This is a genomic window from Sphingomonas sp. IC-56, from assembly GCF_021043375.1.
Lineage (GTDB): Bacteria > Pseudomonadota > Alphaproteobacteria > Sphingomonadales > Sphingomonadaceae > Sphingomonas.
In genome coordinates this window covers 1-12,048 of the sequence record NZ_JAJNDV010000004.1, presented here as the reverse complement: position 1 = coordinate 12,048, position 12,048 = coordinate 1, and the positions used below count along the sequence as shown (strand labels likewise).

Here is a 12,048-nt window from a genome sequence, read left to right as displayed (position 1 = left end):
CGGCGGGATGATCCAAGGGAGCGGGCATGGCCACACGAGCACCAGCAAAACGTGACCTGACAACAGGTCCGATCGGCCGCACACTGCTGCTGTTCGCGCTGCCTACGCTCGGCTCGAACATCCTCCAGTCGCTCAACGGTTCGATCAACACGATCTGGGTAGGCCGCTTCCTGGGCGAGGATGCGCTGGCGGCAACGTCCAACGCGAACATCATCATGTTCCTGCTGTTCGGCGCCGTGTTCGGCTTCGGCATGGCTGCGACGGTGTTGATCGGCCAGGCGATGGGCCGCCACGATGTAGACTCCGCCCGCCAAGCCTTCGGCGCCGCTGTCGGACTGGTGGTGGGTGGCGCGACACTCGTCGCAATGCTCGGCTACGTCCTCTCCCCTACGATCCTCCGGCTGCTCGCGACACCGAGCGACGCAACGGCGCTGGCGCTCAGCTATTTGCGCGTCATCTTCCTCGGCCTTCCCGCCGCCATGCTGCTGGTCCTGCTGATGATGGGTCTGCGGGGGGCAGGTGACGCCATGACGCCACTCTGGTTCATGGTTCTCAGTGTCATCCTGGACGCAGGGCTGAACCCAGTCCTGATCCTCGGGCTTGGTCGGGCGCCAGCAATGGGCATTGCCGGCTCAGCCGCAGCAACGCTGATCGCGAACCATGTCGCCGTGGCGGGCCTGATCGCGACAATTTACCTCCGCGACTTGCCGATCCGCCTGCGCGGCCGCGAACTCGGTTATCTGCTGCCCAGCCGCGCCTTGATGCGGACCATTGTTGGCAAGGGCTTGCCGATGGGCGCGCAGATGTTGGTGATGTCGTTCGCGGGGCTCACCATGGTCGGCCTCGTCAATCGCCTGGGCGTCGACACGGTTGCAGCCTATGCCGTGTCGCAACAGCTTTGGACCTATATCCAAATGCCGGCGATGGCGATCGGTGCGGCGGTCAGCGCCATGGCCGCGCAGAATATCGGTGCCGGGGCCTGGGACCGCGTCGGCGGGATCACGCGTGCCGGGCTGATTTACAACTGCGTGATTACTGGCGCGATGGTGGCAATGGTGCTGTTGTTCGATCGCCCGGTGATGACGCTGTTCATCGGCGCAGACAGCTCCGCGCTGCCGATCGCGCGCCACATTCAGCTGATCGCCAGCTGGAACTTCGTGCTGTTCGGCATGACCATGGTGCTGTTCTCCACCGTCCGCGCGAACGGAGCGGTGTGGATGCCGTTGCTGGCGTTGATCATCGCCATGTATCCCGTCCGCATCGGCTTCGCGATCGGCGCACGTCCGCTTCTAGGCGGGGACGCATTGTGGTGGAGCTTCCCGATCGGCTCGCTTGCCGCGCTCGCGTTGGCGGCGAGCTACTATCGCTTCGGCGGTTGGCGCAAAGGCGCGATCCTGCGCCCGCGCGAAGGCAAGGAGCACGCGCTCGCGTCCGCAGAACCGGCCGGGCGCTTGCAACCCACAGGCTGAAAGCGCAGTACCCGTTGCCATGAGTCAGTATCCCGCGCTTCGTCTCCGCCGCACCCGTGCCGCCGCCTGGAGCCGGCGGATGCATGCCGAAACCGTGCTCACACCGGCCGACCTGATCTGGCCGATGTTCGTCACCGAAGGCGAAGAGGAGGAGCCCATCGCGGCGCTTCCGGGTGTCTCCCGCTGGGGCCTAAAGGGCATCGTCGCACAAGCGCGTGAGGCCCGAGCGCTCGGCATCCCGTGCGTTGCGCTGTTTCCCAACACGCCGGCAGCGCTGCGCAGCGAGGATGGGCGCGAGGCGCTGAACTCCGACAATCTGATGTGCCGCGCGATCCGCGAGATCAAGAATGCCGTGCCTGAGGTGGGCATCCTGACTGACGTGGCGCTCGATCCCTATACCAGCCACGGCCATGACGGGATCGTCGACGACAACGGCTATGTGCTGAACGACGATACCGCCGCGCTCTTGACCGATCAGGCGCTGGTGCAGGCGGAAGCGGGATCGGACATCGTCGCCCCCTCAGACATGATGGACGGCCGTATCGGACTAATCCGCACCGCACTGGAAGCCAACGGTCACCATAACGTGCAGATCATGGCCTATGCGGCGAAATACGCCAGCGGCTTCTATGGTCCCTTCCGCGACGCGGTCGGATCGCGCGGACTGCTGAAGGGCGACAAGAAGACCTACCAGATGGATCCCGCCAACGCAGAGGAAGCCCTGCGCGAAGTAGCGCTGGACATTGCTGAGGGCGCGGACAGCGTGATGGTGAAGCCAGGTCTGCCCTATCTGGACATCATACTGCGTGTGAAGAACGCCTTCGAAGTGCCGGTGTTCGCATATCAGGTCTCCGGCGAGTATGCGATGATCGAAGCGGCTGCGGCGGCGGGTGCGGGTGATCGGGAGACCCTGGTGATGGAGACGCTGATGGCGTTCAAACGCGCTGGTTGCTCGGGCGTCCTGACCTATCACGCTCCTCTGGCCGCGCGGCTGATGGGGGCATGATCCAGACTGAGCGTCTGGTGCTGCGGCCAATCGAGGCTCGGGATCGTAATCCGCTCATGGCGATGCTGACAGACCCTTTGGTGATGCGGGATTTGGTCCGGCACCCGACACGCGAAGCTGCTCGGGCGAGTATCGACCGGCACGTCGCCTATCGCACAAGCCATGGGCTAGGTTTCTGGACGGCCGAGCTGGACGGGTTTGTAGCCGGGCTTTGTGGTTTAAAGCCCGGGGCGCCGAACACCCCAATAGCAGGGGAAGTGGAGATTGGCTGGCTCCTCGCTAGGCCGTTTTGGGGCCAAGGCCTTGCTACCGAAGCGGCGCGCGCGAGCCTTGACTGGGCTTGGGCGAACACCCCTGCGCCCCGTGTCGTTGCAATCACAGGCGCCGGCCACGTGAAAAGTCAGGACGTGATGGTCCGACTTGGCATGGCGCGCCTGCCGAATGGTGACTTCGAACACCCGCTACACGCTGCGGGCGACCCGCTGCGCGCCTCTGTGACCTTTGCCATTGACCGGCCGAGACTCACGAACTGATGCACGCCCGATCGGAGCCGCAGCCTGAGGCGCAGGCGCAAGCAGGCTGGCGCTGGCTGTTTGTCGCGGCCATTCTGGCGGGATCCTTTCTGCTGTTCCTGGTTCAACCAATGGTCGCACGCATGGCCTTGCCACGCATAGGCGGCGCGCCGGCGGTTTGGAACTCGGCCATGCTGGTCTACCAGGCATTGCTGCTAGCGGGTTACGCCTACGCGCACTGGCTGGGACGTTTCCGCCTCCGCATTCAGGCGGCCGTTCACCTCGCAGTACTGGCGGTCTCTGCCTTTCTGTTGCCGATCGGGCTGATCGGCACCGACCTGCCCGGGGCGGTGGAGCCGGCGCTCTGGGTGCCTTGGCTGCTATGCGCCTCGATCGGGCCGCTGTTCTTCGCGATCTCGGCGCAGGCGCCGTTGCTGCAACGCTGGTATGCGGCAGTGAGCGGCGGCCGCGATCCTTATGCCCTTTACGCGGCGTCCAACATCGGCAGCTTCGGCGGCCTGCTTGCCTATCCGCTTCTGGTCGAGCCGCAGTTCGCGTTGCGGGAGCAGAGCTGGCTTTGGACGGCGGGCTATGTGTTTGTCGTGGCCCTAATCGCAGGCTGCGGCCTGTTGCTCCCACGCATGCGCGGCGGTGCCGCCGTCACGGTCCCGCAAAGCCCTTCAGCCGAGCCCAGGCGCGTCGCGCTCTGGATTGCACTTGCCTTCGTACCCTCCGGTCTAATGCTGGCGACGTCCACCTTCCTGACCACCGACATTGTCGCTGTGCCGCTCCTGTGGGTGCTGCCGCTCGGCCTCTATCTGCTCAGCTTCTCGCTGGCGTTCCGGGAAAGATCGGCGCTTCCGCACCTGCTCGCCAAGTTTGTGCCCGTCATGCTGCTGTTGTTCGGCGCGACCCTGATCGCTGGCCATCAGCAACTCGCCTACATGAATGCGCTGATCGGACTGGCGCTCCTGTTCTTCGTCTCGGTGGCCTTGCACGCGCGCATGTATGCGCTGCGCCCCGCGCCAGATCGTCTTACCGGCTTCTACCTCGCAATGGCTGTTGGCGGAGCGCTGGGCGGAGTATTTTCAGCCCTTCTTGCGCCGCTGGTGTTCGACTGGACCTACGAATATCCGCTTCTGATCCTCGCCGCCGGACTTCTGGTGCCGCAGGTCTTTCTGTTTTCCGGGTTCAGACAACTTTGGGCTACAGCCGCGGACCGCCGCCGTCTGACGGTGCTGGTGGCCATAGTGGTCGTAGCGATCAGCGCATTGGGGTTGTGGAACCCCGGCAACCTGTTCGGCGTGCTCAGCGAGCAGATCGCCTTCATCGTTGTGGTGATGATCGGCATAGCCACGATTGGCGTGCGGCTGCCCTTCATGATCACCTTGACGGGGGCGCTGTTCATCTTCGGCGGGTATCGTGCGATCGAGATGTCGTTCAGCGATGCACGGACTCGAAGCTACTTCGGTGTCTACACGGTTGCGGAGAGCGCCGGAGAGCGTCGCCTGGCGCACGGCACCACCTTGCACGGCGTGCAGTTGCTGAACGGGCGTGAGCGCGTGCCCACCAGCTATTATGTTCCGGGCTCCGGCGTGGGCCAAGCCATGGAGGCGCTGCCGGATCTTTATGGAGCCAATGCTCGCGTCGGGGTGGTTGGATTGGGGACAGGCACGCTCGCCTGCTATGCGCAGCCGGGCCAGCATTGGCGCTTTTTCGAGATCGACCCGGCGGTGGCGAAAATCGCGCGTGAGCGATTCACCTTCCTGCGGAACTGCCTGCCCAACCCGGAGATACTGCTCGGCGACGCGCGGCTGCGGCTGGATCAGGCTGACGCAGGGAGCCTCGACCTCCTGGCACTTGACGCCTTTTCTTCAGATTCGGTGCCGATGCACCTCATGACTGCAGAGGCGTTTGCCAGCTATGGGCGCGTATTGGCGCCCAATGGCCTGTTGCTCGTCCACATCTCCAATCGTTTCCTTGCGCTGTCCCCCGTCGTCGCGGCGGCGGCAGAGCGCGGGGGGTGGCATGCGGCGCGCCTTATCTACCAGCCAAGCGCGCTCGAAAAGCAGGATGAGGCAAGCACGTCCGACTGGATCGCGCTTTCCCAGGACGCCACAAAGCTTCGGCAACTCACCCAGAGGGGGCGGGGCTGGCAGCCGCTGAAAGCCAGGCCTGGCTATGCGGGCTGGACCGACGATTATGCGTCGATCGTTCCCATGTTGCGCGCGTTGAACAGCGAACTCGCTGACGACTAGACGCCGCCGAGTGCCGCTTCCAGGGTCGCGATCCGCTTGCCCTGCGACGCGGACAAGGCGGCAGCCCGGTCTGCCGCGGATCGAAGCGCAGGATAGGGCGGCTGCCCCGCGGCCCCACGGTCGATGATTAACTGCTCCAGGTCTGCCTGTGCGGTGGCTATCGGGCCGCGCAATGAGTCGAGCGCGCCAAGGGCAACCTGCGCGTCGAGCCAGCGGTCAGAGCCGACCGCCACGCCGCGCGCCACGGCGATCTGCGCCTCCGCCTCTTGCGCAGCGCTGGTGAACCGCTTCTCCGCCCCATCAAGGCTGCTGACGATCGCGCTGATCTTCGCGTCAAGCGATGGGTCCTTTACGGCGACTGCCACCGGGCGCTCAGGTTCAGCAAGGCTTTGTCCCTCCACCGCGCGGGGGAGCAGCGACGGGAAGTCACCGGAGGGTTGGGCACAGCCGCCAAGGCCGACCACCGCTAAAAGAAGGGAGCGTCGCATGACCTATGCTTTTAGATTGGAAAAATAGGTGCGCAACGGGCTTGCGCCTCTGCCATTCCGCTCCTAATGACGCCTCTCCCAAGCGCCCGTAGCTCAGCTGGATAGAGCATCAGACTACGAATCTGAGGGTCGGACGTTCGAATCGTTCCGGGCGCGCCATTCTCCTAGGGGAATGAAAGGTCTTAGCGGCTGATGCCGCATTCAAGTCATCGCTAATGTGCGGCGTAAGGCTAACGCCCGAGGTTTAGTCTGTCACGTACAGGCTATCCAGGATTTTGCCGCCGGCCATGAACACCGCGAGCGGACAGAGCACGAACAAGAGCTTTCCACTGAAGCCTGAATACTGGTGCAGATAGTGCATGCCGCGCTCCACCGCGCCCATCGCCAGACCGAAGATGATGAGAAAGGCTTCGAATTTCGTCTTGATGGTGAAGAGATTGCGAAGGCGGTCGAACATGATCGTAGCTCTAGCAAGCTTTGGGCCACACGCGGAAAACCGCGCATTGTATGCAGGGCGGAATGGTTACCTGTCAATTAACTCGACAATCCGCAGTGAGGTCAGCAGGCGGCTGCGCGCCTCCTCAATCTGGCGGATAAGGTCCGCGTCGCCCAGATCGTCGCTTTTAATCGCCTCCGGCCAATAGCGCTCAATGACCTCACCGATGCTGTCGAGCTTCGCTTCGTCCACAAGGAAGCGAGGATCGACGGTCCTCGGATCAGCGACAACGCGAAGCCGAAGGCAAGCGGGGCCACCGCCATTGCCCATCGATTCGCGCACATCGACAACTTCCACGCGCCGGATCGGGCCGTTGCCTGCAACATGTTCCTGCAGCCAGCGCCAAACGCTTGGCGTATCGCGCGCTTCTTCAGGTACGATCAATGCGGTGTCGCCGCCTGGCAGCGTCACAAGCTGCGCGTTGAACAGATAGGAGCGGATTGCGTCCTCAAGGCTAACCTGGGAGGCAGGTACCTCAACGATCTCGATCTCGGGGAGCGCGGCCCTTAGCCCCGCGTAAAAAGAGGCGGTGTCGGCAAAGGCCTGCTCGTGTGCGAAGAGTACCAGCCCGTTCGCCACGGCGACAACGTCGTTATGGAACGCGCCGGCTTCGATCGCCTCGGGTGACTGCTGGGCGAAGAACGTCCTTGCACGATCCAGACCATGTCCCCGGGCGATCGCCTCGCTGGCTTCCCGGTGCTGGCGGGCCGGGAACGCACCTCCCGGCACACCGAATACAAAGACCTCGATGCCGGGCCGATCGTGGCCCCCCGCCAATCGCATATGGTTGGCCGCGCCTTCGTCTCCGAAGGGGGGGGGGACGGCAGCATGTACGCGGAAGGCATCGTTGGCGAAGGCAATCCGCAATTGCGCCAGCGTTTCGGGCCATTCATGGCTGCGGTGGGGAAGCGTCGCCAGGTTGGCGACGGTCAGGTGACAGCGGCCATCGGCGGTATCGGGAGCAGGCGAGACGGTGGCGGCATTCGCGGCCCACATCGCCGAAGCGGAAAGCGCCTGCGCACGTAGATGGTCGGACGCTTCCTCATATCGAGTATGCAAGCTCGCCAGCCATTGATGATCCGGCCGGGCATGCGGCAGCAATATCCCTTCCACAAGGCCCAGGCGCAGATTTGCGCGCATTTTGGAAATGCCTTGCAACGCCGCTGCGCGCGGCCGCGACACCGCGCCATGACTTCGCGTCGCAGCTAGGTTCCCGGGGCTCAGTCCCGCATAGTTGTGACTGGGGCCAATGATCCCGTCGAAGTTGATCTCAGTCAGCATCAGCGGGCCACATGGACGATCTCGTCGCCCTCACGAAGCTGAAGTGCGTTGGCCGTAAGCGGGTCGACGATCACGCCTTCAGGCGTGCTGCGGACATAGCCTTGTGCGGCCTGGAACGTCGCCAGGCGCCCGGAAGCGATCAACGCAGCGCCGTCGGCGTCGCCGATGCCAATTATGGTACTGGTGACCGCGTCCCGAATGGCTTTCACTTGATCGGTTCGCGCGGTCATCGTCGGTCCGCCATCGAAGATGTCCACATAATGCTCGTAGGCGAACCCTTCATTCTCGAGCATGCGCATGGCGGCCCGCCCGCTTGGGTGGGGTATACCCATCACCGCACGCGCATGCTCACTCAGCATCGCGGTGTAGATCGGATGCTTTGGCATCAGGTCGGCGATGAATTGATTGCCGTGCGTGGCGTTGAAAGTGTCGGCTTCCTGGAAGTTCATCCCGAAGAAGCGCCCGGCCACGCCGTCCCAGAACGGCGATGCGCCGGCTTCGTCGATGACCCCGCGCAGTTCTGCCAGAATGCGATCGGCGAAGCGGGCGCGGTGCCGCGCAATGAACAAATAGCGGCTGCGCGCCAGCAGCATGCCCAGTCCTCCGGCGCGTTCAGCCGGGTGGAGGAACAGCCCCCCGACCTCGCTGGAGCCCTCCAGATCATTGACCAGATTGAGAATTTCGGCACGGAAGGTCCGGTTCAGTTCCCGGCTGTGCTTGGTAACCGTCCCTAGCCGATAGCTGTAGAACGGCCATAGCTGCCCGACATGCGTGAAGATCTGGCAGGTGCCCCGGATATCGCCGGTCTCGCAATTCTCCAGCACCAGCACGAACAGGTCGTCAGATAGCCCCTCTTCCTGCCGCGCGAACGCAGCGTGACTGCGAGCGAGCTTTGCGCGGAGCGGCTCGCGCTCGGGCGGAAGATTGGTGAAACCGCCGCCGGTCAGCTTTGCCATCTCGTACAGGTGCTGCAGGTCTTCGTCGCGCGCGGCGCGGATGCGAAAGCTCACAGGCACCCCTGTTCGGCGATGCGCAGGATGCTGAGCGCCGACAGTGCCGCGCGTTCGTACAGGGACTCAGGGATCAGGAATTCCTCCGCTGAATGTATGGCGCCACCGCGGACGCCCATCGTGTCGACCACTGCCACGCCGCAGGCTGCGATATTGTTGCCATCACACACGCCCCCGGTCGCTTGCCACCTGATGTCGAGGCCTAGCAGAGTTCCTGTTTCGCGCACTAAATGCAACAGCCGTTCCGCTGCCGGGTCGACTGGCTTGGGCAAGCGATTGAAGCTGCCGTGAGCGTCGATCTCCACGCCGTGCAGTTCTCGGACAGTCTGCACTACGCCCTCAATCGCCTCCTGCGCCGCTGCGATCGCCTCGAGGCTGCGCGGGCGGAAATTGACGCGGAGGATTGCCAGGTCCGGGACGACGTTGTTCGGGCCGCCCCCCTCAACGCGCGCCGGATTCACCGACAGTGCTGGAGATGCAATCCCAGCCAGCCGCACCGCCAGATCCGCCGCTGCAACAACGGCATTGCGGCCATCCTCCGGATTGCGGCCGGCATGGGCGCTACGCCCCCGCACCACCATCGAGAAATTACCCGTGCCCCCCCGTGCGCCAGCCAGGGTGCCGTCCGGTAGCGCAGGCTCGTAGGTAAGAGCCGCCAGTTTTCCGGCAGCAGCTTTGGCAATCAGGTCTCGTGAGGAGAACGAGCCGGTTTCCTCGTCCGAGTTGATCACCGCCTCATAACCGATGCGCGTTGCCGCAGGGCTGGTTTCCACGGCTTGTAGGGCGGCGAGCATTACGGCGAGGCCACCCTTCATGTCGGCGGCGCCTGGTCCGTTCAGGGTGCCGTCTTCGTTCCATCGCGCGGATTGGAAGGGGTGATCGGCGCCGTAAACGGTGTCCATGTGACCGGTGAAGAGCAGTTGGATCGACGCATCTGGGCGGACGCGGAGGTGGAGGTGCTGGCCATGGTTCAGGGGTTCGACGGTGCCGGTTGCGGTCACGATTTCCGCCGGTTCGGGGTCGATCAGCGTGAGGGTTCCCGGGAGCGTGGAGAACGATTCCGCGAGTAAATGCGCCATTTTTGCGAGGCCGGAGAGGTTGCGGGTTCCGCTGTTTATGGCGACCCATTGCTGGGTGTTGGCCAGCATCTGGTCGACGCGGATTTCGTTGAGGACGGCGCGTTGTTCCGGGGTCATGCTGTCACACCAGCCTTGTTGAAAAAGCCAGGAAACCCCAGCATCTTAGAAGTCGATGACCAGCGAGGCGCGGCTGGTGGTGTCCGTGGACTTGCGCCCTTCTGGCGGCATGCTTTCGAACTGCACCGTATAGCTGAACTGCGCCGAAAGCGGCCCGATTAGCCGCGTAAGCAGCGCCGATTTGCTCGTAATCGTGCTGTTTGCCGCCTGAACATAGGCCGACGCGTTCTGCGTCACCGAAACGCTGCGCGACAATTTCCACCCGAAATCCACCGAACCGCGCGCCGCGATATTGCTTTCAATGCTGGTGTCGATGAACCGGGTATGCCGGAATGCCGGCCCAAGCTCCAGGTCGAGCTTCACCGCAGGCGAGCGAAGCGCGCTGTAGCCCGCACCGCTCGATAGCGAGATACGGTCGTAGAAGCCCGAGAACCGATCGCTTTCATATTGCGCGGCGCCGTAGAGATAGGCGCGGTCGTCAAATTTCCAGTTGGGCTCGTAGGCGGCGAGGTAGCGCTCCTGGCTCGTGATGCCGAGGCTCTTCTGATAGTCGGCGCGCAGCCTCACCTTGTGGCGCCATTCCAGGCCTTCGCGGGTCAACTCGGCGGCGGCGGTGACGCCGACATTCTCGGTATTGCCCGTTGAGACATAGCCGCCCAGCTCTGCATGCCCCTTGAGCAGGTCGAGAAAGTCGGACTGGCGCAGGCGACGGGTCGCGTTCTGCTGGCGATCGTCGCGCCAGGCCGCGGCGATCCGCGTCACCAGGTCCGCGCTCTCCGGCGAAGCTTCCTTGGCGTATTTCACGATGACGCTGACATCGCCTTCGTTGCCCGACGCCATGGCGGAGTCGAGCATCGCCTTGATGGTCGGCGGGATCGTCGGATCGTCCGTGTTGGCGAGGAGTAGCGGCAGGGCGAAGAGCAGGGCACGCATCACACCCTGCCCTTATGCGGGGCAATGCGGCGCGAAAAGGGCGCCCAGAGATGAAAAGAGCGTCAGGCCCGACGAGCCGAGGCGATGACGTCGGCGAACACGTCCAGCAGCTTGGTGTAGAGATCGCGCTTGAAGGGGACGATCAGCTCGGGGAGATCTGCGGGTTCGGCCCAGCGCCAGGCGCGAAATTCGGGCTCGGCGGTGACGATGTTGATGTTATCGTCGGTGCCGAGGAAGCGGAACAGGAACCAGCGCTGACGCTGGCCGCGCCACTTGCCCTTCCACACCTTGCCGACCAGATCCTCGGGCAAGTCGTACCACAGCTCCTCGGGCGCGGAGGCGGCGAGTTCGACATGCTCGCGCACGATGCCGGTTTCCTCCCACAGCTCGCGATAAGCGGCTTCAAGCGCATCCTCGCCCGGATCGATGCCGCCCTGCGGCATTTGCCAGGCTTCCAGCGTCGAATCGAGGCGCTGGCCGACGAAGACGAGGCCGTCGCGGTTCATCAGCATGACGCCAGCGCAGGGGCGATAGGGAAGGGAGGCGATGTCGGTCATGCCCTGCACCTAGTGCAGCGCGGCGAGCGATGCCACATCTGTCGGCGATGATCCCGATCGTTCACCACCCCGCCTATGTCGCGCCGGCGCCCGCGCGCAGCCAGTATCAGTGGAACAAGAATGGGCTGGTGCGTGACCTGCTGATTGCGCAAGGTGCGCGGTTTTCCTGGCACCGACCCGAAGCAATGCCGCGCAACTGGTTGGAAATCGTGCATGATCCGGATTACGTCGCCGAGGTTCTGGAGGCGCGGGTGCCGCGCGAGAAGGAGCGGCGGATCGGCTTTCCGGTGACGGCCCAGGTGGCGTTGCGCGCGCAGATGGTGCCGGGCGGCACCTGGCTGGCGGCGAAGCTGGCGCAGCGTCATGGCTTTGCCGCGAACACTGCGGGCGGCAGTCACCATGCGCTGAGCGATACGGGTGCGGGCTTCTGCGTGTTCAACGACCTGGCGCTGGCGGCGGTGCGGCTGGTGGAGGAAGGCGATGCCGAGCGGGTGCTGATCGTCGATTGCGACGTGCACCAGGGCGACGGCACCGCGGCGCTGACCGCTGGGCATGTCGGCATCGCGACCTATTCGATCCATGCCGAGAAGAACTTCCCGGTGCGCAAGGCACGATCCACGGTAGATGTGGGCTTGGCCGATGGGGTGGACGACGACGGCTATATGACCGCGCTGGAAGAGACGCTGTTGCCACTGCTGGACGGGTTCGCGCCGGACTTGGTGCTGTACCAGGCGGGGGTGGATCCGTGGGCGGAGGACCGGCTGGGCCGGCTGGGGTTGAGCCGTGAGGGGCTGGCGGTGCGGGACCGGTGGATTGGCGCGACGATGCGAGGGCGGGGGGTG

The 12,048-nt window shown here is 64.2% G+C and carries 12 protein-coding genes and 1 tRNA gene; 6 read left to right on the top strand and 7 right to left on the bottom strand.

What is annotated here, in order from left to right:
• Window positions 1-26: 26 nt before the first annotated feature.
• The 4 genes from LQ953_RS06680 to LQ953_RS06665 are packed head-to-tail and all read left to right on the top strand — an operon-like array spanning window position 27 to window position 5,245.
• Window positions 27-1,469, top strand: a complete 1,443-nt coding sequence (locus LQ953_RS06680) for an MATE family efflux transporter (RefSeq protein ID WP_231029957.1) — start codon at window positions 27-29, stop codon at window positions 1,467-1,469.
• 19 nt (window positions 1,470-1,488) lie between these two features.
• Complete coding sequence (gene hemB, locus LQ953_RS06675) at window positions 1,489-2,475, top strand: porphobilinogen synthase (RefSeq protein WP_231029956.1); 987 nt, start codon at window positions 1,489-1,491, stop codon at window positions 2,473-2,475.
• Entirely contained in the window at window positions 2,472-3,008 is a 537-nt protein-coding gene (locus LQ953_RS06670) for a GNAT family N-acetyltransferase (RefSeq protein ID WP_269141352.1), read from the top strand. The genes hemB and LQ953_RS06670 overlap by 4 nt, the downstream gene beginning before the upstream one ends.
• The gene (locus tag LQ953_RS06665; RefSeq protein ID WP_231029955.1) at window positions 3,008-5,245 is read left to right on the top strand and encodes a fused MFS/spermidine synthase; all 2,238 of its coding nucleotides are present in this window, start codon (window positions 3,008-3,010) and stop codon (window positions 5,243-5,245) included. Before LQ953_RS06670 ends, LQ953_RS06665 begins: the two co-directional genes overlap by 1 nt.
• On the opposite strand, the gene LQ953_RS06660 is transcribed toward LQ953_RS06665, so the two are convergent.
• Window positions 5,242-5,733, bottom strand: a complete 492-nt coding sequence (locus tag LQ953_RS06660; protein WP_231029954.1) for a hypothetical protein — start codon at window positions 5,731-5,733, stop codon at window positions 5,242-5,244. The genes LQ953_RS06665 and LQ953_RS06660 overlap by 4 nt on opposite strands.
• A gap of 82 nt (window positions 5,734-5,815) precedes the next feature.
• On the opposite strand from LQ953_RS06660, the gene LQ953_RS06655 reads away from it, so the two are divergent.
• Window positions 5,816-5,892: transfer RNA gene (locus LQ953_RS06655), tRNA-Arg, on the top strand.
• 85 nt (window positions 5,893-5,977) lie between these two features.
• Here the strand turns inward: LQ953_RS06655 and LQ953_RS06650 are convergent.
• From LQ953_RS06650 to LQ953_RS06625, 6 genes are all read right to left on the bottom strand, one after another.
• Window positions 5,978-6,190: a hypothetical protein gene (locus LQ953_RS06650; RefSeq protein ID WP_231029953.1), complete on the bottom strand. Its 213-nt coding sequence runs from the start codon at window positions 6,188-6,190 to the stop codon at window positions 5,978-5,980.
• 66 nt (window positions 6,191-6,256) lie between these two features.
• Entirely contained in the window at window positions 6,257-7,510 is a 1,254-nt protein-coding gene (locus tag LQ953_RS06645; protein WP_231029952.1) for an N-succinylarginine dihydrolase, read from the bottom strand.
• Window positions 7,510-8,520 carry an arginine N-succinyltransferase gene (locus tag LQ953_RS06640; RefSeq protein WP_231029951.1) on the bottom strand — a complete coding sequence of 337 codons (1,011 nt, stop codon included), beginning with the start codon at window positions 8,518-8,520 and terminating at the stop codon, window positions 7,510-7,512. Before LQ953_RS06640 ends, LQ953_RS06645 begins: the two co-directional genes overlap by 1 nt.
• Window positions 8,517-9,716, bottom strand: coding sequence for a hydrolase (locus tag LQ953_RS06635; RefSeq protein ID WP_231029950.1), 1,200 nt, complete (start codon window positions 9,714-9,716; stop codon window positions 8,517-8,519). The genes LQ953_RS06640 and LQ953_RS06635 overlap by 4 nt, the downstream gene beginning before the upstream one ends.
• Window positions 9,717-9,761: 45 nt before the next feature.
• Window positions 9,762-10,649 carry a DUF481 domain-containing protein gene (locus tag LQ953_RS06630; RefSeq protein WP_231029949.1) on the bottom strand — a complete coding sequence of 296 codons (888 nt, stop codon included), beginning with the start codon at window positions 10,647-10,649 and terminating at the stop codon, window positions 9,762-9,764.
• Window positions 10,650-10,711: 62 nt separating this feature from the next.
• Window positions 10,712-11,206 carry an RNA pyrophosphohydrolase gene (locus tag LQ953_RS06625; protein WP_231029948.1) on the bottom strand — a complete coding sequence of 165 codons (495 nt, stop codon included), beginning with the start codon at window positions 11,204-11,206 and terminating at the stop codon, window positions 10,712-10,714.
• A 47-nt stretch (window positions 11,207-11,253) separates the two neighbouring features.
• On the opposite strand from LQ953_RS06625, the gene LQ953_RS06620 reads away from it, so the two are divergent.
• A partial coding sequence (locus LQ953_RS06620) for a histone deacetylase family protein (RefSeq protein WP_231030213.1) occupies window positions 11,254-12,048 on the top strand: 795 nt, incomplete at its 3' end.

Coding starts and splice junctions, on each gene's coding strand:
- LQ953_RS06680 (WP_231029957.1), top strand. CDS start 27: ATGGCCACACGAGCACCAGCAAAACGTGACCTGACAACAGGTCCGATC.
- hemB (WP_231029956.1), top strand. CDS start 1,489: ATGAGTCAGTATCCCGCGCTTCGTCTCCGCCGCACCCGTGCCGCCGCC.
- LQ953_RS06670 (WP_269141352.1), top strand. CDS start 2,472: ATGATCCAGACTGAGCGTCTGGTGCTGCGGCCAATCGAGGCTCGGGAT.
- LQ953_RS06665 (WP_231029955.1), top strand. CDS start 3,008: ATGCACGCCCGATCGGAGCCGCAGCCTGAGGCGCAGGCGCAAGCAGGC.
- LQ953_RS06660 (WP_231029954.1), bottom strand. CDS start 5,733: ATGCGACGCTCCCTTCTTTTAGCGGTGGTCGGCCTTGGCGGCTGTGCC.
- LQ953_RS06650 (WP_231029953.1), bottom strand. CDS start 6,190: ATGTTCGACCGCCTTCGCAATCTCTTCACCATCAAGACGAAATTCGAA.
- LQ953_RS06645 (WP_231029952.1), bottom strand. CDS start 7,510: ATGCTGACTGAGATCAACTTCGACGGGATCATTGGCCCCAGTCACAAC.
- LQ953_RS06635 (WP_231029950.1), bottom strand. CDS start 9,716: ATGACCCCGGAACAACGCGCCGTCCTCAACGAAATCCGCGTCGACCAG.
- LQ953_RS06630 (WP_231029949.1), bottom strand. CDS start 10,649: ATGCGTGCCCTGCTCTTCGCCCTGCCGCTACTCCTCGCCAACACGGAC.
- LQ953_RS06625 (WP_231029948.1), bottom strand. CDS start 11,206: ATGACCGACATCGCCTCCCTTCCCTATCGCCCCTGCGCTGGCGTCATG.